A 22,513-nucleotide genomic window follows, 5' to 3' on the forward strand; every position below is an offset into this window, starting at 1 on the left:
GCTATAATGAAAAAAGTGAAATGGCGAACGATTATATGAGAGATATGGAGATATATTAAGAAAAATAGAGAGATAATGAGAGGTAAATTAAATTTATCGCATTTTCTACTTGACAGACAAATATCTGTATATTAAAATGTTGTAGTGTCCTAAACGGTTACTTTTGGTGAATAGTCTGAAACTATCTGAAACTAACTGCTAACATAAATAGGTTATAGATTTTTAAGGAGGTTGTATTAAGAAATGAAAACTTTCATGGCAAAGCCACAAGAAGTTGAAAGAAAATGGTACATTGTTGATGCAGAAGGTAAGCCCCTTGGAAGATTGGCAAGCGAAATTGCCAGCATTTTAAGAGGAAAAAATAAGCCAATTTTCACTCCACACGTTGATACTGGCGATCATGTAATAGTACTAAATGCAGATAAAGTACTTTTAACTGGTAAGAAACTGGATCAGAAGCTTTACAGATATCATACTCTTCATCCAGGCGGATTAAAGGAAATCAAGTACAAGCACTTGATGGAAAAACACCCAGAGAAAGCTATTGAATTAGCTGTAAAGGGAATGCTTCCAAAGAACAGTCTTGGAAGACAAATGTACAGAAAACTCAAGGTATACAGAGGATCTGAACATAACCATCAAGCACAAAAACCAGAAGTACTTGATTTGAACATTTAATGGAGGGAGGAAAAAATAATGGCTAAGGTATATTACTATGGTACAGGACGTAGAAAAAAATCAGTTGCAAGAGTAAGACTTGTTCCTGGAGAAGGAAAAATTCTTATAAACGATAGATCATTGGATGATTACTTTGGATTGGAAACTTTGAAGGTTATAGTTAAACAACCATTAACCCTCACTGACACTGTCGCAAAGTTTGATGTTATATGCAAAGTTATCGGCGGAGGATTTACAGGTCAAGCCGGTGCTATCAGACACGGTATTTCAAGAGCTCTTTTAAAGGCTGACGAAGAATTAAGACCAGCATTGAAGAAAGCTGGATTCTTGACAAGAGACCCAAGAATGAAGGAAAGAAAGAAATACGGTCTCAAAAAAGCAAGAAGAGCGCCACAGTTCTCAAAGAGATAATATTTACAACATACAAAAACCCTCAAATGGTTATCGTTTGGGGGTTTTGCTTTTGTATAAAAGCATATGGTGTATAAATGTAGTAAAACCGGAGAAAACAGAGAAATTGAAATTGATTTTGAAAAGATACTAGGAGGAGTACTTATGCATTTTGTAGATGTCAAAGGAATATTATCAGCAAAAAACGGTATGAATGTGTATCGTGGCTGTACTCATGGTTGCATTTATTGTGACAGTAGAAGCAAATGCTATAATTTTACCCATGATTTTGAAGATATAGAGGTAAAGCAAAATGCACTAGAACTTTTAGAGAAAGCCCTTAGTTCTAAGAGAAAGAAATGTATGATTGGAACTGGTGCTATGAGTGATCCTTATATGCACTGCGAAGAAAAGTTAGGTATAACAAGAAGATGCCTAGAACTTATTAATAAATATGAATTTGGACTTGCGATACAGACAAAATCAGATCTGATATTGCGAGATTTAGAATTATTGAAAAGTATAAATGAAAAGACGAAGTGCGTAGTTCAAATGACATTAACTACTTATGATGAAGAACTGTGTAAGGTACTGGAACCCAATGTGTGCACCACTAAGAGGAGATTTGAAGTTCTTAATATATGTAGAGACAATGGAATACCGACTATTGTGTGGCTTGGTCCAATATTACCATTTATTAATGATACAAAGGAGAATATTGAAGGTATTTTAGGATACTGTATAAAAGCTAATGTTAAAGGCATTATCTGCTTTGGAATGGGACTTACACTGAGAGAGGGGAATAGAGAATACTTTTATGAAAGACTTGATGGACATTTTCCAGGACTTCGCATGAAATATCATCAGAAGTATGGATATGCATATGGGATAAATAGTGATAATAATAAGGAACTTATGCAGTTGCTTAGAAGCATTTGTAAGCAACACAATATTTTATGTAATCCAGAGGAAGTGTTTTCTTATCTACATAAATTTCCGGAAACTAAAAAATATAATCAAATGTCATTATTTGAATAATAAGTTGGAGAATGCATACATAGCAAAGTACTCAAGATGTGGTGTTAACGTAGAATGTTGAGAAAGAACGATACCTTTATGGTACGATAATGTACATTCATAGTCATACGGCAGCAGAAGTTATTATGAATATGGCTGATGTAACAGGAACAAATGGGCTCAATACTTGGATTAATACTCCAGATGACAACAAAATAGAATATCTTTCGTTTTATTTATAAAACAATAACCTTTTTGAATAAGCATTTCGGTACTGTGTAGGTGTTAGTCCTACTGTTTTCTTGAACACCTTCATGAAATTATGGTTATCATTAATTCCAAGGCTGTAAGCTATGTCGCTGATATTGTCATTGGTTTCGCACAGCAAATATTTGGCCAAATCGATTTTTTCCTGAATTATATACTGTTTAAGAGAATAGCCTGAAAAGGTTTTAAAAAATTCTGATAGATACCGCCTGTTATATCCAAAATATTCTGCTATTTCAGATACTTTTATATCAGTATTTCGATACCATTTAATATAATCCTGTATATCATTGAACAGCTGCTTTTTCTTCATATTCGAATCCAAAGACGCATTTCTTTTTGTAAACTGGCAGAATAACTCGCACAAAACCGCAGTACTCAGATAATTGTTCTGAAGACTGTTGTGATAGCTTCTAACACTATCCTGAAGATGTTTCATAAGAACTATAATTTTTTCAAGATTTGTTGCCTTACCATATCTGGGAATATATATTTTCTCAGCGGGAAGTTCCGAAGGAATTTCATCAGAAGATACTGTCCGGAATGAATTTTCACATGTAAAGTGCAGCCAATAAAAAGCACAACTGCTGCTTTTATAGCCTGATTGTTTGGAAAGCGGCGGAAATAGTATAAATTCACCCTTACCTATATCGAAAAACTGTTCATCTATCTGTAAGTAAGCAGTACCTTCCGTAACTACTATAAGCTCAAAATTCTGCATATACCTTGAAAAATGCAACCATTCAGAAGAGGGAGCTTGGAATTTGCCTGTTAAATCGTATTTCAATGGGGTTTCAAGTGAAAATTCATAGTACGTCATATGACTTTTTACCACCAATTCTGCAGAAAATACATTTAATTTATAATTATTAATTGATACACTTAAATAGAGATACCAATTAATTCATAAATATGCATCTGCTGGAATAAAACTCATATCATCCTATAGGGTAAATGCATTCTGAAAGAAAATTGAGTATCTTGAGTCTTTGAATTCAACAACTTAGTATCTGCTTTATATATAGAGAGATCTACACCTAAAGCAGAAAACACCCGGGTGATAGGATGCTGGCATCATAGACTTCACAATGAGTAGCTAATTAACATATTTAGTTAAGAGTTACCCGTTTATTAAATTATATCAAAAATTTATATTCTAAATCAAATATTTGAATTAATTCGTTGAATTATACCGTCAATATATTCTCACTTAATCAAGGCAAGTAAAAAAATATGACTAAAACTCCACCATTATTAAAAAAGAAGGAGAGATTTACTATGTTTAAAAATCCTAAAAAGTCCATAGGTTCGTCAGTACTTTGTGTGTTTGCACTACTGTTATTGACTCTTTTGACACCTTCAATTGTGTCGGCGGAAAGTGTTGATAAACTACAGCCCTTTGATATGGAGCAGGTTAATATAACTGATACGTATTTAGCAAATGCATTTAACAAAGAGATTTCATACCTGCAATCTATTGATCCTAACCGTTTATTGGTCGGTTATAGACAAACAGCAGGTTTATCTACAAGCTACAGTAAGTATGGCGGTTGGGAAAACACACCTCTTAAAGGGCATACATTGGGGCATTACATGTCAGCCTTGGCACAGGCCTATAAAAACACCAAATCAAATGCTACAGTAAATGCAGATATGAAAAAGAGGATTGATTTAATTATATCTGAACTACAGCAGTGTCAGAACAAAAGGGGTGACGGCTATATATATGCCGAGACACCGGAACAATTCAATGTTGTCGAGGGAAAGGCAACAGGTACTCTCTGGGCACCTTGGTACACTATGCACAAAATAATGTCGGGGCTTATTTCAATTTACGAATTAGAAGGTAATCCAACGGCGTTAACTGTGGCAAGCAAATTAGGAGATTGGATTTATAACCGTGTAAATGCGTGGGATTCTGCTACGCAGGCTAAGGTATTGGGTGTAGAGTATGGGGGGATGAATGATTGTCTCATTGAATTATACAAGCTGACTGGCAAAAGCAATCATTTAGCTGCAGCCAAGAAATTTGAAGAACCATCTTTGCTTAATACAATTGCTTCTGGAAATAATGTGTTAGCAGGTAAACATGCCAATACAACAATACCGAAATTTATCGGCGCAATTAATCGTTATCGCACATTAGGTACATCGGAAGCTTCATATCTTACAGCTGCACAACAATTTTGGAATATGGTAATTAGAGATCATACATATGTTACAGGCGGTAACAGTCAATGGGAAGCTTTCAGAGCAGCAGGAAAGCTAGATCAATACCGAGATGAAGTAAATAACGAAACCTGTAACTCCTATAATATGCTAAAACTAACCCGTGAGTTATTTCAGGTAACAGGGGATGTCAAATATGCCGATTTTTACGAAAGATCATTTATAAACGAAATTTTGGCATCTCAAAATCCTGAAACAGGCATGACAACATATTTTAAGCCAATGGGAACAGGATATTTTAAAGTATTCAGTAAACCATTTGATAACTTCTGGTGTTGTACGGGAACCGGCATGGAGAATTTTACAAAGCTAAATGACAGCATATATTTTAATAACGGCTCGGACCTATATGTAAATATGTATATCAGTTCTACCTTGAACTGGAGCGAAAAAGGCCTTTCATTAACTCAAAAGGCAGATGTACCTTTATCAGACACTGTAACCTTTACAATTGACAGTGCTCCTTCTTCTGAGGTTAAAATTAAATTCAGATCGCCTTATTGGGTTGCTGCTGATAAAAAGGTAACTGTAAAAGTAAATGGTTCTTCAGTCAATGCTTCCGTAGTCAACGGATATCTGGATGTAAGCAGGGTATGGAAGGTCGGAGATAAGCTTGAGTTGACCATTCCCGCCGAGGTACAGATTTCAAGGTGTACCGACAACCAGAATGTAGCAGCATTCACATATGGCCCTGTAGTTTTATGCGCAGGACTGGGAAATGAAAGTATGACTACATCTTCTGTTGGATGGAATGTAACAACGGCTACCAAAACTGTTACTGTGAAAGATACAATAAACATAAATTCCACTACCTCTGCAAGTTTAGATGACTGGCTGGGTAACATTAGTAAATATTTGGTTCAGACACCCGGAAAGTTGGAATTTACTTTTAAAGAAACTGACAGCGATAATAATTTAGTATTTGCGCCTTATTACAAAAAGTATACCGGACGATATGGAATTTACTTTACATTAAAAGGCTCATTTACAGGTTCAAGAAATCCTTTTGACAGAATTGAAGCAGAAAGCTACAATACTCAGTCAGGTATCCAAGGTGTAACCTGTGATGAGGGAACAAGTGCAATAGGATATATAGAAAACGGAGACTATGCAGTTTATAACAATATGGATTTTGACAGTGGTGCAGTGGGATTTGTGGCAAGAGCGTCCAGTGCAGAAAAGGCCGGTAAAATCGAGATTAGACTTGACAGTATCACAGGGCCTTTGGTAGGAACGTGTCAGATTTCCAGTACAGGCGGATGGCAGACTTTTAGTGACTCAAAATGCAGTGTCAGTGGAATAAGTGGTAAACATAATGTATATTTGAAATTCACAGGGGAAAGCGGATACTTATTCAATCTTAACTGGTTTAAATTTATCAAAGAAGAGGTCCCTTCCGTACTTATAGGGGATTTAAATGGAGATAATGCTGTTGATGCAACTGACCTTGCAATGATGAAAATGTATCTCCTTGGAATAATTAACGATTTTCCTGTACAAAACGATATCGAGGCAGGAGACTTAAACAAGGATGGCGTAATAGATGCACTTGACTTTGTCGTGTTCAAGAAATACTTACTTGGTAGTATAGAAAAATTGCCTTATACAAATTAAGCAGGTAGAGTTCAGTTAAAAGACCGGGGTATTAGTGTAACAACTTAGACCCCGGTTTTTACAATTTATACTCCTCCGCTAAATGTCAGCACCACAAGTACTGCATTTGCTACAAGTATTATAGAAGTAACAATCCAGCCTACCACATTTGTAGCCGGCTTATTTACCAGAGAACCCATAAGATCCTTTCGCTTTGTAATGAGCAGCATGGGGATGATTGCAACAGGAAGAATGAAACTGAGAACTACCTGACTTAGAACAAGAGCCTGCATGGGATTAATTCCTAATATTATTATCAGCATAGCAGGAAGCATTGTCACAATCCTTGTAACATTATCATTTATTTTTAAGCCTACAAAACCCTGCATAATGGTAGTACCTGCCATGGTACCTACCACAGACGAGGAAAGTCCCGAGGCAACGAGAGCCAGCCCGAAGGCACCGCTAGAAGCAGCCCCCAAAAGAGGTGAAAGTGATTGGTGTGCCTGTTCTATAGTATTAACAACCATACCGTTTCTGTAGAACACGGCAGCTGAAACTACCACCATTGCCGCATTTATAACAAAGGCAATATTCATTGCGATGGTAATATCCAATCTTTCCAGTTTGAAGTGCTTTTTCTTCTGGGCTTCGGTTAAATCCTTATTTCTTTGCTGTACCAGCTGCGAGTGCAGAAATATTACATGTGGCATTACAGTTGCACCTAACATACCAACAGCAATCATTACTGCTTCACCATTGGGAAGTGAAGGCATTAAAACGTGAAGTCCTGCTGATGCCCAATCTGGTTTTGCGAGAAACAGTTCCATTGTATATGATATACAAATTACGGCTACCAATATAGAAATAATGCCTTCCAAAAACCTCTGACCGTATCGTCCCATATATACAATAAAAAAAGTAAGTACGGCAGTAATCAAGCCCGCAAAAGCCATGGGAATACGGAACAAGAGATATAAACCAAGAGTACATCCAAGGAATTCTGCCAGATTTGTTGCAATGGCAGCAAGTTCAGCCACAATCCAGAAAAACCAGTTTACCCTTCTTGAAAAAACCTTTCCGCACATTTGAGGAAGATTGTATCCTGTAGCGATGCCAAGCTTTGCTGACAAGGACTGAAGGAAAATGGCCATCAAATTACTCCAAAGAATGACCCACAACAGATTATAATTAAACTTGGAGCCACCGCTGATATTTGTCGCAAAATTACCCGGATCAATATATGCCACACTTACTATAAATGCAGGCCCTAAAAATTTAAGTACGGTTCTTATTCTACCAATTGAATTTCTTTTATGTGGTATAACCCTTCCAACATTTAAGGATTCGGTTTGTGAACCCAATGTCGGTGAAAAGCTCTCATCCAACAAAATTAACACCTCTAGACATTTTTTGTACTTAACTAATAACTTTAGCTGAGTCTAATTTCGTTTACCTAATCTAAAATATGTATCATTATATAAAAGTGTTACAGATGAGTATAAAACTAAAAAGCTGCTTTGCAGTTAAATCGCAAAGCAGCTGAATTAAGAAAACTATTTATCCGGCATCTTGTTTGCAGAAATCCCGAAATTTTTGAACCAAATCCGGATTTAATAAAAGAAATTTGTTAAACATATTTAATGTTGATAAGGTTCCGGCAGAAATACTGTGTTCCACCAATTCTGTTTCAACAAGAACATCGTCATCTGCCCCAAGATTTTTTAGAAAACTTTCTATAATATTATGTCTATCCAGCAAAAACTTACCAAGCTCACGTCCGTTGTCAGTCAGAAAAATAACCCCATATTTTTTATATTGCAGTAATCCAAGCTTGCTTAGCTTTTGAACCATTTTAGTAGCAGAGGGAGCTGCTACATTAAGAAGCTCAGAAATGGTATTGATTCTCATATAGCCCTCTGTCAGGCTGTTTCTGTATATCATTTCAAGATAATCTTCCATTGAGGAGGTGAGGAGATTTTTATTCTGCATTAAAAGCTGATATCCTCTTACAGTATGAAATTTTGATAACTCTTCCATTAAAGTCACTTCCTTCTTTGAAACTGCCTGAAAGTATCTATAGACATTTATATTCATTTAAAAAAAATATATCACATAAAATTCCCTGTATGGTGCATAAACCAACCATTTATTATATTGTTTTTGGTGGCATAATATAATAAAATTAGGATGTTAAAAAAATAAAGAGTATTGATTTGTACAAATATGGAGGTATAAATGCTTTTAATATATAACGGCAATATAGTAACAATGTCAGATACGGATTATGAAAATGGATACGTGCTTATTGATAATGATAAAATAACAGCTGTAGGCAAGGATATCGCAGAGGTCAAGGAACAACTGATGGCGGATACAAAGAGGATAGATGCAAACGGAGGCTATGTACTACCGGGCTTTATAGACCCTCACAGTCATATAGGAATGTGGGAGGATGCAGTTGGCTTTGAAGGCGACGACGGAAACGAGTCTACCGACCCGGTAACACCTCAATTGAGAGCAATAGATGCTATTTACCACGCTGACAGGTCTTTTGCAGAAGCATATGAAAGCGGTGTGACAACTGTTGTCACAGGCCCGGGCAGTGCTAATGTAATAGGAGGACAGTTTGCTGCCATAAAAACCTTCGGACGGTGTGTGGATGAGATGGTTATAAAGCAGCCTGTAGCAATGAAGGTGGCATTCGGAGAGAATCCCAAAACAGTATATAATGAAAAACATCAGGCACCTATGACCAGAATGGCTACTGCTGCAATACTTCGTGAAAGTTTGTTCAAGGCAAAAGAATATCAGGAACTTTGGGAAGAATATAAAAAAGACCCTGAAGAATATGATAAGCCTGAGTTTGACTTTAAGATGGAAGCATTGCTACTGGTATTAAACAGGCAGATACCACTAAAAGCTCATGCGCATAGAGCCGATGATATAATAACTGCTATCAGGATAGCTAAAGAATTTGATGTAGATATAACCCTTGACCACTGTACAGAAGGTTATCTCATAAAAGATATTCTTGCAGAAGCAGGACTTCCTGTAATTATAGGGCCGATGCTTACTGACAGGTCAAAAATAGAATTGAGAAACCAAAACCTTAAAACGCCGGGGATTCTTTCAAAAGCTGGGCTGAAGGTTGCTATAATGACGGATCACCCTTGTGTTCCGGAACATCATTTGTGTCTGTGTGCCGCAATTGCAGCCCGTGAAGGCATGGACGAAAAAGAAGCCTTAAAGGCAATAACAATAAATGCTGCAGAAATAACAGGCATCAGTGACAGAGTAGGTTCTATAGAAAAAGGAAAGGATGCCGACATCGTTATATTTAACGGAAATCCGTTGGAATTGAAAACCACGGTACAGAAGACTATAATAGACGGTGTTGTAATTTATGAAAGGAAACAGGATGAATAAACTTGAAACACATTCCTTTGAAGAGACAGTCGAAGTGGGACTAAAGCTTGGCAAGGTTCTTAAAGCAGGAGATGTTATATGGCTGTCAGGGGACTTGGGAACGGGAAAAACCGCTTTGACCAATGGAATAGCAAAAGCCTTGGGAATAGACGCCTATATAACCAGCCCTACATTCAATCTGGTAAATGAATATGAAGGAAGGCTGCCCTTATATCACTTCGATGTGTACAGGATTGCTGATTCCGAGGAGATGTTTGATATTGGTTTTGACGAATACTTAAATAATGGCGGAGTGACAGTAATTGAGTGGGGAGAACAGATATCAGAAATTCTTCCGGCAGATATAATACGTGTTACTATAGAGAAAAATCTTCAAAAGGGATTGGATGTAAGGGAAATAACAATAGAATTTATCGGCAGTCGGTATTCCGACTACAGGATTTAAGCGGAGGCTAATATGAGAATACTTGCTGTGGACACTTCAACAAATGTTGCGTCAGCTGCAATATTAGAAGACCAGACAATAATAGGAGAATATAACTGTAACAGAGGGAAAACACATTCACAAAGGCTTATGCCTATGGTACAGCACCTTATGGAAACAACGGGGCTTACTGTAAATGATATAGATGCCTTTTCTGCATCAATAGGGCCGGGTTCCTTTACAGGACTTCGTATAGGAGTTACAACAATAAAGGCAATGGCATTTGCAGCAGAAAAGCCTGTAATAAGCGTACACACCCTTGATGCACTGGCGTATAATCTCCCGTTTGCAGAAAATCTTATTTGTCCCATGATAGATGCACGTAACAATCAGGTCTTTACCGCCATATATAGATTTATAGGGGATAAACTTGAAAGGCTTACCGACTACATGGGAATACCCGTTACAGAATTGGCCGATATATTAAGGAAAATGGAAGGGGATACAGTCTTCTTGGGAGATGCCTGCAATATGCACAGGGACTACTTTGTGAGTGAACTGGGTAACAGAGTAAAAATTGCACCTCCGGGTACAGCACTGGCAAAAGCATCATCAGTAGCCATACTGGCGGGAAAGGCCTATAGTGAAGGAAAACTGGAAAGCTGCTACGATATGGTACCTTTTTATTTGAGGAAATCACAAGCTGAAAGAGAAAGAGAGAATCAAAAGGTAAAATCAGATGATTAACAAATTTGAAATAAAGGAAATGACAACTGACTATATTGACGGCGTGATGGTTGTAGAAAATCTCAGCTTTAAAATACCCTGGTCAAGACAGGCTTTTGTGGATGAGATAACTACCAATGATATGGCCATATATTTTGTAGCATTGTGTAATGAACAGGTTATCGGGTATGGAGGTATGTGGAAAATATTCGATGAGGGGCACATAACAAATATTGCCGTGCACCCTGAATTTCGTCGCTGTGGGGCGGCCTCGGGTATAATAGAAAGAATACTTGAAATTTCTGAAACAAAAGGAGTAAAAAGTCTTACCCTTGAAGTTCGTAAAAGCAATGCTGCAGCCCAAAATCTCTACGGCAAATATGGTTTTAAATCTGAGGGTATCCGCAAAGGTTACTATTCCGATACGGGAGAGGATGCATTAATAATGTGGAAACACGGCATCTAGAAATATCAGCTTCAAACATAAAAAATGCAAAGCGGAGGTTAAACATGTCAAAGCTAAAAGAGCTTTCATATCAGGAACTTGACAACAGATGTAAACTTGAAGCATTACCATTTAAGAATACATCACAGTTAGAAACCTATGAAGGCATTATAGGTCAGGAAAGAGCTTCAAAGGCTATGGAATTTGGTCTCAAGATGAAAATGAGAGGCTACAATATATATATGTCGGGGCCTACGGGTACAGGAAAAACAAGTTTTGCCAGACAAATATTGAGTGAAACTGCCGCAAACCAGAAGATACCTGATGATTGGTGCTATATATACAATTTCAGTCAGCCTAATCAGCCCTTGGCCATAAACCTTCCTGCCGGAACCGGAAAGCAGTTTCAACATGATATGGAAGAATTTACAAAAATAATAAAGCAGGAAATAGTCAATGCCTTTGACAATGACCAGTACGAAAAAGAAAAATCGGAAATAATGGATGAGTACGAGGACAAGAAAGACGAGCTCCTTGATAAACTCAGCAAAGATGCCGAAGAGCATGGCTTCAAGGTTAATACAGGCAGCTCAGGAATATACTTTTTGCCCATAATAGAAGGCAGAACCATCAGTGAAGAAGAATTCAGTACTTTGGATGATGAAACAAAAGATGAAATAAACCAAAAAACAAATATACTACAGCAGGAAACTCTGGATATAATAAGAAAACTGAAAAACAATGACAAGGAAACAGAGAAGAAGGTGTCGGAATGGGAAAATAAAATCGCGTTACTGGCACTGGGCGTACATATAGATGATTTAAAGGAAAAATATATAAAATTTGAAGTAATACAAAAGTATCTGGAAGAGGTACAGAAGGATATTCTTGATAATCTGGACGACTTCAAGGAAGAAGAAGTTTCTGAAGAACAGCAGCAGCTGCTTATACCATGGATGCAAAAACCGGAAACAGCCGTTACAAAATATAAGGTAAATGTATTGGTTGATAATAGCGCTCTGAAGGGAGCTCCGGTAATTCTGGATTCCAATCCGACATATTCCAACCTCATAGGAAAAATTGAATATGAAAATGAGTTTGGCTCTGTATCAACTGACTATACTAAAATAAAACCCGGACTATTTCATGTTGCAAACGGAGGGTATCTCATATTACAGGCGAAGGATGTTCTTAGCAATCCCCAGGCATATGAGGCTATAAACAGGGTTCTTAAAACTAAGAAAATAATGATTGAAAATATGAAGGACCAGACAGGCATAGTGGCTGTTACAGCAATAAAGCCCCAACCCATACCTGTAGATCTCAAGGTAATATTGGTGGGCAGTACCACCATTTATGAGCTGTTGTATGAGTACGAGGAGGACTTCAGAAAGCTATTTAAGGTCAAAGTTGATTTTGATGAGGAAATGGATAGAAATGACGAAAACATATTAAAGCTGGCACAATTCATAAGCGGCTTTTGCAAAAAAGAAAAAACACTTCATTTTGATAAATCAGGTGTAGCCAAGGTAGTTGAATATGCTTCAGGTCTGGTAGAGGATAAAAACAAGCTGTCTACAAGGTTTAATGAAATAGTTGAAATACTTTGCGAAGCTTGTATGTGGGCAGAGGATGACGGAGCAAAGCTGGTAAAAGCAAAGCATGTTCAGCAGGCTATTTCAGAGAAAGCTTACAGATGTGACCGTTTGGATAAAAAGCTTTTGGAAATGCTCAATGAGGGAACAATAATGGTAGATACCGAAGGCAGTGAAATTGGTCAGATTAACGGGCTTACAGTAATGGATATGGGGGATTATTCCTTTGGAAAGCCTTCCAGAATAACTGCATCAACCTACATTGGAGAAAGTGGGATAGTCAACGTTGAAAGGGAAGTTGATTTAAGTGGAACTTCACACAGTAAGGGTGTTCTTATATTAAGCGGATATATCGGTCAAAAATATGCTCAGGAATTTCCACTTTCACTTACTGCAAGCCTTTGTTTCGAACAAATGTATGGAGGTGTTGACGGAGACAGTGCATCAAGTGCTGAGCTATACGCAATACTATCCAGTTTGGCGGAAGTTCCCATAAAGCAATCAATAGCAGTAACAGGATCAGTTAATCAGAAAGGGGAAATACAGCCTGTAGGTGGTGTAAGATATAAAATAGAAGGGTTTTTTGAACTTTGTAAACTAAGAGGCTTGACAGGTGAGCAGGGAGTAATTATACCTTGTCAGAATGTAAAGAATCTTGTGCTAAAAGACGAAGTAATAGATGCAGTAAAGAAAAAACTATTTCATATATACCCTGTTGAAACCATTGATCAGGGAATTGAAATATTAACCGGCAAAAAAGCAGGTGAAAAAGGAAAGAATGAAGAATATAAAAGTGATACCATAAATTACCTTGTAAGTGAAAAATTGAGAAGATTCGCTGCTACAGTATCATCAGCAGGGGGAAATAAAAAAATAAAGAGATAAATATAAATCAGACATATTTTGATTTCTTCACGTAACTATTGTATTAACTCTTTTAGGGAAAGATAAATTAAACCTATAAGATGATATTTACTAGGGGGTGAATCAACTCTTGGCACTTACGGATGCAGAGCTGGTGTCTCAGTGCGTGAATGGTGATAGCAGTGCGTTTGAGGAAATAGTTACCCGATATAAGAAGCTGGTTTACAGCGTAGTATATAAAATGATATCAGACAAGGAAGAGGTACATGATGTATGTCAGGAGGTCTTTATCAGACTTTACCGTTCCCTTGATAAATACAATCCGGAGTTTAAGATGTCTACTTGGATTGTAAAAATCACCTCCAATTTATGTCTTGATACCCTCAGAAAGAAAAAACAGGACACTGTTACGCTGGACGATGCAATCGGAGTTTCAAGTGAGATTGATACACCTGAAGAAGCAGTAATAAAGCATCAAAGATCTCAATTGATAAAAAAGGCTATAGATGAACTGCCGGAAAAGTATAAAATATTAATAGTACTATTTCATAACCGAGGAATGTCATACGAAGAAATGACAAAGATATTAAACGAACCCATGTCAATTATAAAGAACCGCCTTTACAGAGCGAGGCTCATGTTGAAGGAAAAGCTTGAAAGTGCAAGAAAGGAGGAGGTATTATGAACTGTAACGAATCACAAAATTATATAATGAGATATTTTGACAAAGATTTAAATGACATTGAGCAGGCAAAGCTAAAACAACATCTGAAAAACTGTGAAAAATGTTCGGAAGAGTTTACTAGCATGCAGCAGATATTTACCGAAATCGAACAGGATACAGAGTTTCTGGAACCTCCCGAAGATTTTGAACTTCAAGTTCTCAGCAGGATTGAAAAAGAAGCATATATGTACCAAAAACAAAAAAACGATAATGCTTTTGTATACAATATATTAGTAATGGCTGTTTCCCTTATATTTGTAATTGTTTTTGGAAGTATAATGTGGGAAGTATTAAACAAGCCTATCGGATTAATACAGCAGACTCATCTGACGATGGAAATGGTCAAGGCCTTTTTATCAGCTGCATTAAGTATGGTCAAAGGCTTAACAATAGCTGTTGTGGGTATTACGGCGTCGATTTACCAAACGTACTATTATGCATATTTGGTATTGGGTGTTTTACTGCTCGTAACACAAGGGCTTTTTATCCGAATGATAAAATCGGGTAATGGAGGAACACAATGAACAAAAAGGTCAAGGCAATTTTAGTTTCACTGTTGTTCATACTATTATTACCGTGTATAGCATCGGCATCGCAGTTTGACTTTTCAAATAAGTTGGTTTTTTTTGAGGATAAGTTAATAACACAGAACAACATGGGAAATATTACCATAGTTATCGGGGATGCGGATATTAAGACCAGTATAAACGGAAGTGTAATAGTTATCTTCGGGAAAGCTGCTATAAACGGTATGGTAGGCGGAGATATTGTTTCGGTTTTCGGTGATGTTTACATCAAGGATAAATCTTTGGTACAGGGAAATGTTGTGTCTCTGGGAAAACTAAGATATGATAATGATGTAATAATAAATGGTACAAAAGTTAATATAGACGTTGATATTATATCGCTGTTTAAATCAAACGGAATAATTATAAACGGACTTATTGTATTGTCTGTAATAACACTTATTGCGGGACTCATATTAATAAGTATCTTTCCCGGAAGATACCGTGTTATGTCCTACAAGATGAGTAAAGGAATACCCAGACGTATGGCGATGGGTGGTTTGGTAGTTGTTGGATTTACGATTGTCGTAATATTTCTTTTATTCTCGATTATTGCGCCAATATTTTACCTACTGTTCCTTATGTTCGCTGATATAGTTGGCAGTATTTTTGTGGGGACACTAATTTTTAAAGAAAATTATGAAAGAACTACGATATATATTCAGTTTTTAGTAGGTCAATTACTTGTAAGTATACTAAAAATAGTTCCCTTAATACTGATACCAAACGGCTCCTACACTGCAATGTTAATATATGGAATATGTTTAATATTACTGCAATACTCAATGGCGTTTTTAGGAATAGGTACAATTATTGATACCGGTTTTGGAAAGAAAACCAGTTCTTACAAATAAAAAATGACTTATTTGATTTTGTGGGTTGTTTTTTGTATAATAGAAGGTATATTGGCGAGTTTAAAAAAAATGGGGGAACACAAGGATGATATCTACTAAAGTTACGATAAACTGCCCTTCAGGATTGGATTCCAAAGCTGCGGCATTGCTTGTTCAGAAAGTATCCGGTTATAGTTCCAGCATATGGTTGGAAAAAGGTGAGAGAAGAGCAAATGCTAAAAGCCTTTTAGGATTGCTTTCACTGGGAGTTGAAAGAAACGCGGCTATTACAATAATTACTGACGGAGAAGATGAAAAAAAAGCAGCAGATGAAATATCAGAATATTTTACTGTTGGTTTTTAGAGACAAACCATAAATTTAATTTATTTGATATTGATTTACAGCTGTGACTTAGGTTATTAAGGTCACAGCTTTTTGTCCTATATGCCGCTTCTGCTCCCGCTTAAAATGCGTGATACAGGCGGCATTGTGTTTAATTAAAGAAAAAGAAGCATAATGAAGAGGTGAGACAATTGTTTGACATTCAGGAAGAACTGAAAAAGTTACCCGATAAATCAGGTGTATATATAATGAAAGACGCCAACGGAGTGGTTATATATGTAGGTAAGGCTGTTGTACTCAAAAACCGGGTAAGACAGTACTTCCAACAATCTGCAAACCACCCTCCCAAGGTTCAGGCAATGGTTTCCAAAATCAGCGAATTTGAGTATATTGTAGTTGACTCAGAAGTTGAAGCACTTATGCTTGAATGTAATCTTATAAAAAAGTACAAGCCAAAATATAATATACTTCTTAAAGATGATAAACATTACCCGTATATAAAGGTAACGTTAAATGAGGAGTATCCCAGAATTCTCAAGACCAGAAGAGTAGACAAGGACGGCGCTAAATATTTTGGCCCTTACTCCAGCGGTTTTGCAGTTAATGATACCATAGATACTTTAAAAAAACTGTTTCCTCTAAAAACCTGTAACAAAAACTTGCCAAGAGATATAGGCAAGACCCGACCATGTCTGAACTACCACATGAAGCAGTGCTTGGCTCCATGTCAGGGCGGAGTAAACAGAGATGAGTACAGGGATATGATGAAAAAAATATGCAGATTTTTAGGCGGGCAGTATGACGAAATAATAAATGATATTCGTATGCAAATGGAAAGTGCCGCAGAACAGTTAGACTTTGAGAAGGCGGCACTCCTGCGGAATAAAATATCTAGTATAAAGCAACTGTCTGAATCACAGAAGGTATTATCCACAGATTTAGAGGACAGGGATATAATAGGTTATTCTGCTGACTCCACAGATTTATGTGTGCAGGTGTTTTTTGTAAGAAATGGCAGGGTCATAGGCAGAGAACATTTTATGTTTGAAGGAGAAGCTAACGAGGACAAGGGCTATTCTCTATCCACGTTTATAAAGCAGTTTTACAATACAGTGCAGTTTGTTCCTTCGGAAATAGTGCTCCAGAGTGAAGTAGATGACAGCGAGACTATAGCAAAATGGCTTACTGAAAAGAGAGGCTTTAAGGTGGCTTTAAGGGTGCCCCAAAGAGGGGACTTGGTAAAGCTTGTCCATATGGTATCGGAGAATGCTGAGATAACTTTAAAGCTTCACAGAGAACGTCAAAGCAGAGAAGGTATAGTGCCTGCGGAAGGGATGTCCCAGTTGGTAAAACTTTTAGGACTTGAAGAGGCTCCCGCAAGGATTGAATCCTATGATATATCCAATACAGGCTCAACGGAAATAGTGGCCTCAATGGTAGTGTTTGAAAATGGAAGGCCTGCCCGTCAGGAATACAGAAAATTTAAAATGAAGTCCATAGAGCAGCAAAACGATTATGGAAGTATGCAGGAGACTTTGTTCAGAAGGCTGAACCGTGCAAAGCGAGAAAAGGAAGAGGCTGCTGAAAATGCCAAGTTTTCAAAATTACCTGACTTAATACTCGTAGACGGAGGATCAAACCATGTTAACGCAGCCAAACAGGTGATTGAGGAACTTGGCTACAGCTTTAAAATAGCCGGTATGGCCAAAGACGACAGACACCGTACCAAGTCTCTGGTTTATATGGGAAATGAGTATGATTTATCAGGCAATATGCCTTTGCTAAGATTGATTACTGAAATACAGGATGAGACTCACAGAGTCGCAGTAGAGTACAACAGAAAACTCAGGGAAAAACGTTACGTTAAATCAGAGCTTGATGAAGTAGAGGGCATAGGCCAAACCCGTAAGAAGGCGCTTATCAGGCATTTTAAATCAGTTGCGGCTATTAAAAAAGCAGATGTTGCACAGTTACAGGAAGTAGACGGTATAAGCGAGAAAATAGCTAAAAAGATTTATGAATATTTTAATTAAACAGGAAAGAGAAAAGTTTATATGTCAATTTTTACGATAGCAGACCTTCATCTTGCCTTGGGGATAGACAAGCCAATGGATGTATTTGGAGGCAGATGGTCAAACTATATGGAAAAACTTAAAGATAACTGGATAAGCAATGTTTCTGAAAAGGACACTGTTATTATTCCCGGCGATGTTTCCTGGGCCACTTATATAGACAGTGCTTATGAGGATTTCAGATTTATAGAGGATTTACCTGGGAAAAAAGTAATTTCCAAGGGAAATCATGATTATTGGTGGACAACTTCGTCAAAGCTTAATAAGTATCTGACAGAGAACAACTTTAGTACAATATCTTTTATGCATAACAATGCCTTTGAACTGGAAGGAGTTGGGGTGTGCGGTACGAGAGGCTGGAAGGGCCCGGGAGAAGATGATTTTAAGAAAGATGATGAGAAAATATATAAGAGAGAAATAGAACGATTGGAGTTGTCAGTCAAGGCAGCGTTAAAGCTGGAACTTTCACGTATGCTGGTATTTATGCATTATCCTCCTGTTACTGTCAAAAGTCCTATGACAGGATTTATTGATATAATGAGGAAATATGAAATAAAAGAGTGCTATTACGGTCACTTACATGGCGAAGGTATAAAAGGGGCAATCGAAGGAGAGTATGAAGGTATCAATTTAAAACTTGTTTCATCGGATTATTTGAACTTTAAACCATTTAAAATCATATAGGTTTTCCCAAACAAAAAAACGGTGAAAAGGCTGATATAAGCGAAAGTTTAAAATTTAACATATAATTAAGGTTACACTTGGAATTGTAATATCGTTTGTGGTATAATTGAGTGGTTAATTTTTAGAGTGTTGGGGTAATTTGAGGTAACATAATTGTGGGGCAGTTATTGAGGCCAACGTAGATGACGGATAAAATTAATAAAAATAAAACAAAATACCGGGAGGAAGTTTGTTAATGAAAGTAAAAGTTGAAAATGTTGAAAAGAATGTTGTACAGCTTGAGATAGAAGTTGATGCAGCTAAATTTGAAGAGGGAATGCAGCAATCATACAAGAAGAATGTAAGCAAGTTCAATGTACCGGGCTTCAGAAAAGGTAAGGCTCCAAGAAATATCATTGAACGTTACTACGGCGAACAGGCACTTTATGATGATGCAATAAATATTGTATGCTCAGAAGCATACGATAATGCCATAGAAGAGAACAATATTCAGCCAGTGGACAGACCTGAAATTGATATAGTACAAATAGGAAACAAGGAGAACCTTATCTTTACAGCAAAGGTTACAGTTAAGCCTGAAGTTGAGCTTGGAGCTTACATGGGTGTAGAGGTTAAAAAGGCTGAAGTTAACGTAACTGATGAAGATGTTGAAAATGAATTCAACAAGGTTGTTGAAAAGAATGCACGTCTTGTATCTGTTACTGACAGACCTATACAATCAGGTGATACAGCAGTAATCGACTTTGAAGGTTTTATTGATTCAGTTCCTTTCGAAGGCGGAAAAGGTGAAGACTACAGTCTTGTTATCGGTTCAGGAACATTTATCCCGGGCTTTGAAGACCAGCTTATCGGAAAGAATGTTGCGGATGATGTTGATGTAAATGTAACTTTCCCTGAAGAATACGGAAAAGAAGACTTGAACGGTAAAGAAGCATTATTCAAAGTGCTGGTTAAGGAAATAAAAGTTAAAGAATTGCCTGCAGTGGATGATGAATTTGCCAAGGATATAAGCGAGTTTGACACTCTCGAAGAATATAAGACGGATTTGAGAAATAAACTTGAAGAAAGTGCAAAAAACAAAGCGGAACGCGATAATGAAGAGAGCGTAATCCAAGCTGTTGTTGGAAATGCAACTGTTGATGTGCCAAACGTTATGGTTGAAAAGCATATTGATGCCATGGCAAGAGATTTTGATATGAGACTTCGTTATCAGGGACTTGACCTTCAGAGATATATGGAAATGATGGGAACTGATTTTGAAGGCTTCAGAGAACAGTTCAGAGAAAGAGCTGCAAATGAAGTTAAGATTCAGCTGGTAGTTGAAAAAATCGGTCAGGTTGAAAATGTTGAAGCAACTGATGCAGATGTAGAAGAAGAAATTACAAAGACAGCAGAAGCATACAAGCAGCCTGCAGAAGAGCTTAAAAAGACATTGAGACCAGAAGACCTTGAATACGTAAAGAATGATATCGCATTCAGAAAGACAATTAAGCTTTTAACAGATAACGCAAAATTTAATTAATTTGTGTTATTTAATTGTTGGTAAAGTGGGTATCATTATATAAATACCAATGTTAAGGTTCCATCAATAATAACTAAACATATATTAATAAGGGAGGTATGCATATGAGTTTAGTACCTATGGTTGTTGAACAAACTAATCGTGGTGAGAGATCATACGATATATTTTCGAGACTATTAAATGACAGGATTATTGTATTAAGTGATGAGGTTAATGACGCTACAGCCAGCTTGGTTGTTGCACAAATGCTTTATCTTGAAGCTCAGGACCCTGATAAGGATATACAGTTTTATATTAACAGCCCCGGGGGGTCAGTAGCATCAGGTTTTGCAATATATGATACTATGCAGTATGTAAAGTGCGATGTATCAACTATATGTATGGGAATGGCAGCAAGTATGGGTGCTTTCCTATTAGCCGCAGGCGAAAAGGGAAAAAGATTTGCACTGCCAAACAGTGAAATCATGATTCACCAACCTCTTGGAGGAGCAAAAGGTCAGGCTACAGACATTAAGATTCATGCTGAGAATATACTCAGAACCAGAGATAAGCTCAATAAGATTCTAAGTGAAAGAACAGGTCAACCTCTTGATAAGATAGAGAGAGACACTGAGAGAGACTTTTTTATGTCTGCCGACGATGCTAAGGCCTACGGTATTATTGATGATATTATGGTTAGAAGAAAATAATTGAGGTGCAATGATGACCAGATATGATGAGAAGAAGCAGTTAAAGTGCTCTTTTTGTGGGAAATCTCAGGAGCAGGTTAAACGGCTGGTTGCAGGACCGGGTGTGTATATTTGTGACGAGTGTATCGAGCTGTGTTCCGAAATTATAGAAGAAGAATTTGAAGACACAAAGGTTGATGCAGAAGTTAGTGAGATACCGAAACCAAAAGAGATAAAAGAGATTCTCGACCAGTATGTAGTTGGTCAGGATACGGCTAAAAGGTCTCTGTCAGTGGCTGTTTACAACCACTATAAGAGAATAAACAGCGATGTGAAGACCTCTGATATAGAACTTCAGAAGAGTAACATAGTTATGCTGGGCCCTACCGGTAGCGGAAAAACTTTTCTTGCTCAAACACTTGCTAAGATACTCAATGTTCCTTTTGCTATAGCCGATGCTACTTCTCTCACTGAAGCAGGCTACGTTGGTGAAGATGTAGAAAACATTCTTTTGAGGCTAATACAGGCTGCGGATTACGACATTGAAAAGGCTGAAAAGGGAATTATCTACATTGATGAAATAGACAAGATTGCAAGAAAATCTGAGAATCCTTCCATAACAAGGGATGTAAGCGGTGAAGGTGTTCAACAGGCTCTCTTGAAGATTTTAGAAGGAACACTGGCTTCAGTACCGCCGCAAGGTGGAAGGAAGCACCCCCATCAGGAGTTTATACAAATAGACACTACTAATATTTTGTTTATATGCGGTGGTGCTTTTGATGGAATAGACAAGATAATACAAAATAGAATAGGTAAGAAATCATTAGGCTTTGGCGCAAAAATTGAAAGCAACAAGGATAAGGATGTAGGACAATTATTGAAAGACATACTTCCTCAGGATTTGCTGAAATTCGGTCTTATACCTGAGTTTGTAGGAAGACTTCCAATAGTTGTAACTCTTCAATCTCTTGATAAAAATGCTCTTGTCCAAATACTTACTGAACCGAAGAATGCTTTGGTAAAGCAGTATCAGAAGCTCTTTGAAATGGACGATGTCCTGCTTGAAATACAAGATGAAGCTTTGGAGCTTATTGCTGAAAAGGCAATAGAGCGAAACACCGGAGCGAGAGGATTACGTGCCATTCTGGAAGAAGCAATGATGGGAGTAATGTATGATATTCCTTCAATGACCAATGTGGAGAAGTGCATTATCGGGAAGGAAGTGATTGCGGAACATTCAGAACCGGAAATGATTCTCAATGAAAACCGCAAATCGCTAAAAAAAGCCGGAGCCAAGAAGACAAGAGTTAAAAAGGAATCAGTTTCCTAGTTCATTCTAATAAAAAACAGACAGGATGTATATGTTTATTAAAACATGTACACCCTGTTTTTTATTTTCACTTTTATCATATTTTTTGGATAAAATAAAACTTGTTGCCAATAA

At 37.2% G+C, this 22,513-nt stretch carries 22 protein-coding genes; 19 read left to right on the forward strand and 3 right to left on the reverse strand.

All coding sequences use genetic code 11. From position 1 onward, the window contains the following. Positions 1-243: 243 nt before the first annotated feature. From rplM to P0092_RS02505, 4 genes are all read left to right on the forward strand, one after another. Positions 244-678 carry a 50S ribosomal protein L13 gene (gene rplM, locus P0092_RS02490; protein WP_004620795.1) on the forward strand — a complete coding sequence of 145 codons (435 nt, stop codon included), beginning with the start codon at positions 244-246 and terminating at the stop codon, positions 676-678. 18 nt (positions 679-696) lie between these two features. Continuing rightward, on the forward strand, positions 697-1,089 hold the full coding sequence (gene rpsI, locus P0092_RS02495; protein WP_004620793.1) for a 30S ribosomal protein S9: 393 nt from the start codon (positions 697-699) through the stop codon (positions 1,087-1,089). A gap of 144 nt (positions 1,090-1,233) precedes the next feature. Then, complete coding sequence (locus tag P0092_RS02500; protein ID WP_004620791.1) at positions 1,234-2,106, forward strand: SPL family radical SAM protein; 873 nt, start codon at positions 1,234-1,236, stop codon at positions 2,104-2,106. 89 nt (positions 2,107-2,195) lie between these two features. Beyond that, positions 2,196-2,327, forward strand: coding sequence for a hypothetical protein (locus P0092_RS02505; RefSeq protein WP_276187056.1), 132 nt, complete (start codon positions 2,196-2,198; stop codon positions 2,325-2,327). Here the strand turns inward: P0092_RS02505 and P0092_RS02510 are convergent. Then, entirely contained in the window at positions 2,318-3,172 is an 855-nt protein-coding gene (locus P0092_RS02510) for an AraC family transcriptional regulator (RefSeq protein WP_004620790.1), read from the reverse strand. The two genes, P0092_RS02505 and P0092_RS02510, sit on opposite strands and share 10 nt — an antisense overlap. 458 nt (positions 3,173-3,630) lie before the next feature. On the opposite strand from P0092_RS02510, the gene P0092_RS02515 reads away from it, so the two are divergent. Next, positions 3,631-6,195, forward strand: a complete 2,565-nt coding sequence (locus P0092_RS02515; protein WP_004620788.1) for a beta-L-arabinofuranosidase domain-containing protein — start codon at positions 3,631-3,633, stop codon at positions 6,193-6,195. Positions 6,196-6,260: 65 nt separating this feature from the next. Here the strand turns inward: P0092_RS02515 and P0092_RS02520 are convergent, their stop codons facing one another. Next, positions 6,261-7,565, reverse strand: coding sequence for an Nramp family divalent metal transporter (locus tag P0092_RS02520; RefSeq protein WP_004620785.1), 1,305 nt, complete (start codon positions 7,563-7,565; stop codon positions 6,261-6,263). A gap of 169 nt (positions 7,566-7,734) precedes the next feature. Further along, positions 7,735-8,214, reverse strand: coding sequence for a metal-dependent transcriptional regulator (locus P0092_RS02525; protein ID WP_004620783.1), 480 nt, complete (start codon positions 8,212-8,214; stop codon positions 7,735-7,737). 198 nt (positions 8,215-8,412) lie between these two features. On the opposite strand from P0092_RS02525, the gene P0092_RS02530 reads away from it, so the two are divergent. From P0092_RS02530 to clpX, 14 genes are all read left to right on the forward strand, one after another. Then, positions 8,413-9,603 carry an amidohydrolase gene (locus P0092_RS02530; protein ID WP_004620781.1) on the forward strand — a complete coding sequence of 397 codons (1,191 nt, stop codon included), beginning with the start codon at positions 8,413-8,415 and terminating at the stop codon, positions 9,601-9,603. Continuing rightward, positions 9,596-10,048: a tRNA (adenosine(37)-N6)-threonylcarbamoyltransferase complex ATPase subunit type 1 TsaE gene (gene tsaE / locus P0092_RS02535; protein ID WP_004620780.1), complete on the forward strand. Its 453-nt coding sequence runs from the start codon at positions 9,596-9,598 to the stop codon at positions 10,046-10,048. The genes P0092_RS02530 and tsaE overlap by 8 nt, the downstream gene beginning before the upstream one ends. 12 nt (positions 10,049-10,060) lie before the next feature. Next, positions 10,061-10,774 carry a tRNA (adenosine(37)-N6)-threonylcarbamoyltransferase complex dimerization subunit type 1 TsaB gene (tsaB, locus tag P0092_RS02540; RefSeq protein ID WP_004620777.1) on the forward strand — a complete coding sequence of 238 codons (714 nt, stop codon included), beginning with the start codon at positions 10,061-10,063 and terminating at the stop codon, positions 10,772-10,774. Then, positions 10,767-11,219: a ribosomal protein S18-alanine N-acetyltransferase gene (gene rimI / locus P0092_RS02545; RefSeq protein ID WP_004620775.1), complete on the forward strand. Its 453-nt coding sequence runs from the start codon at positions 10,767-10,769 to the stop codon at positions 11,217-11,219. Before tsaB ends, rimI begins: the two co-directional genes overlap by 8 nt. A 44-nt stretch (positions 11,220-11,263) precedes the next feature. Further along, positions 11,264-13,678 (forward strand): Lon protease family protein, encoded by a 2,415-nt coding sequence (locus tag P0092_RS02550; RefSeq protein WP_004620773.1) that lies wholly within the window; start codon positions 11,264-11,266, stop codon positions 13,676-13,678. 109 nt (positions 13,679-13,787) lie between these two features. Continuing rightward, a complete protein-coding gene (locus P0092_RS02555) occupies positions 13,788-14,342 on the forward strand; it encodes an RNA polymerase sigma factor (RefSeq protein WP_004620772.1) in 555 nt (184 codons plus the stop codon). Further along, a complete protein-coding gene (locus P0092_RS02560) occupies positions 14,339-14,905 on the forward strand; it encodes an anti-sigma factor family protein (RefSeq protein ID WP_004620770.1) in 567 nt (188 codons plus the stop codon). The genes P0092_RS02555 and P0092_RS02560 overlap by 4 nt, the downstream gene beginning before the upstream one ends. Further along, entirely contained in the window at positions 14,902-15,801 is a 900-nt protein-coding gene (locus P0092_RS02565) for a hypothetical protein (protein ID WP_004620769.1), read from the forward strand. Before P0092_RS02560 ends, P0092_RS02565 begins: the two co-directional genes overlap by 4 nt. Before the next feature lie 85 nt (positions 15,802-15,886). Beyond that, positions 15,887-16,144, forward strand: coding sequence for an HPr family phosphocarrier protein (locus P0092_RS02570; protein ID WP_004620766.1), 258 nt, complete (start codon positions 15,887-15,889; stop codon positions 16,142-16,144). A 170-nt stretch (positions 16,145-16,314) separates the two neighbouring features. After that, positions 16,315-18,156, forward strand: a complete 1,842-nt coding sequence (uvrC, locus tag P0092_RS02575; RefSeq protein WP_004620765.1) for an excinuclease ABC subunit UvrC — start codon at positions 16,315-16,317, stop codon at positions 18,154-18,156. 21 nt (positions 18,157-18,177) lie between these two features. Further along, the gene (locus P0092_RS02580) at positions 18,178-18,879 is read left to right on the forward strand and encodes a metallophosphoesterase (RefSeq protein ID WP_004620764.1); all 702 of its coding nucleotides are present in this window, start codon (positions 18,178-18,180) and stop codon (positions 18,877-18,879) included. Between the two features lie 235 nt (positions 18,880-19,114). Beyond that, complete coding sequence (gene tig, locus P0092_RS02585) at positions 19,115-20,401, forward strand: trigger factor (RefSeq protein WP_004620763.1); 1,287 nt, start codon at positions 19,115-19,117, stop codon at positions 20,399-20,401. Positions 20,402-20,505: 104 nt separating this feature from the next. Next, positions 20,506-21,090 (forward strand): ATP-dependent Clp endopeptidase proteolytic subunit ClpP, encoded by a 585-nt coding sequence (gene clpP, locus P0092_RS02590; RefSeq protein ID WP_004620762.1) that lies wholly within the window; start codon positions 20,506-20,508, stop codon positions 21,088-21,090. Positions 21,091-21,103: 13 nt separating this feature from the next. Further along, entirely contained in the window at positions 21,104-22,399 is a 1,296-nt protein-coding gene (gene clpX, locus P0092_RS02595) for an ATP-dependent Clp protease ATP-binding subunit ClpX (RefSeq protein WP_004620761.1), read from the forward strand. The last annotated feature ends 114 nt before the right edge of the window (positions 22,400-22,513 follow it).

The sequence above is a fragment of the Ruminiclostridium papyrosolvens DSM 2782 genome, assembly GCF_029318685.1.
GTDB lineage: Bacteria > Bacillota > Clostridia > Acetivibrionales > DSM-1351 > Ruminiclostridium > Ruminiclostridium papyrosolvens.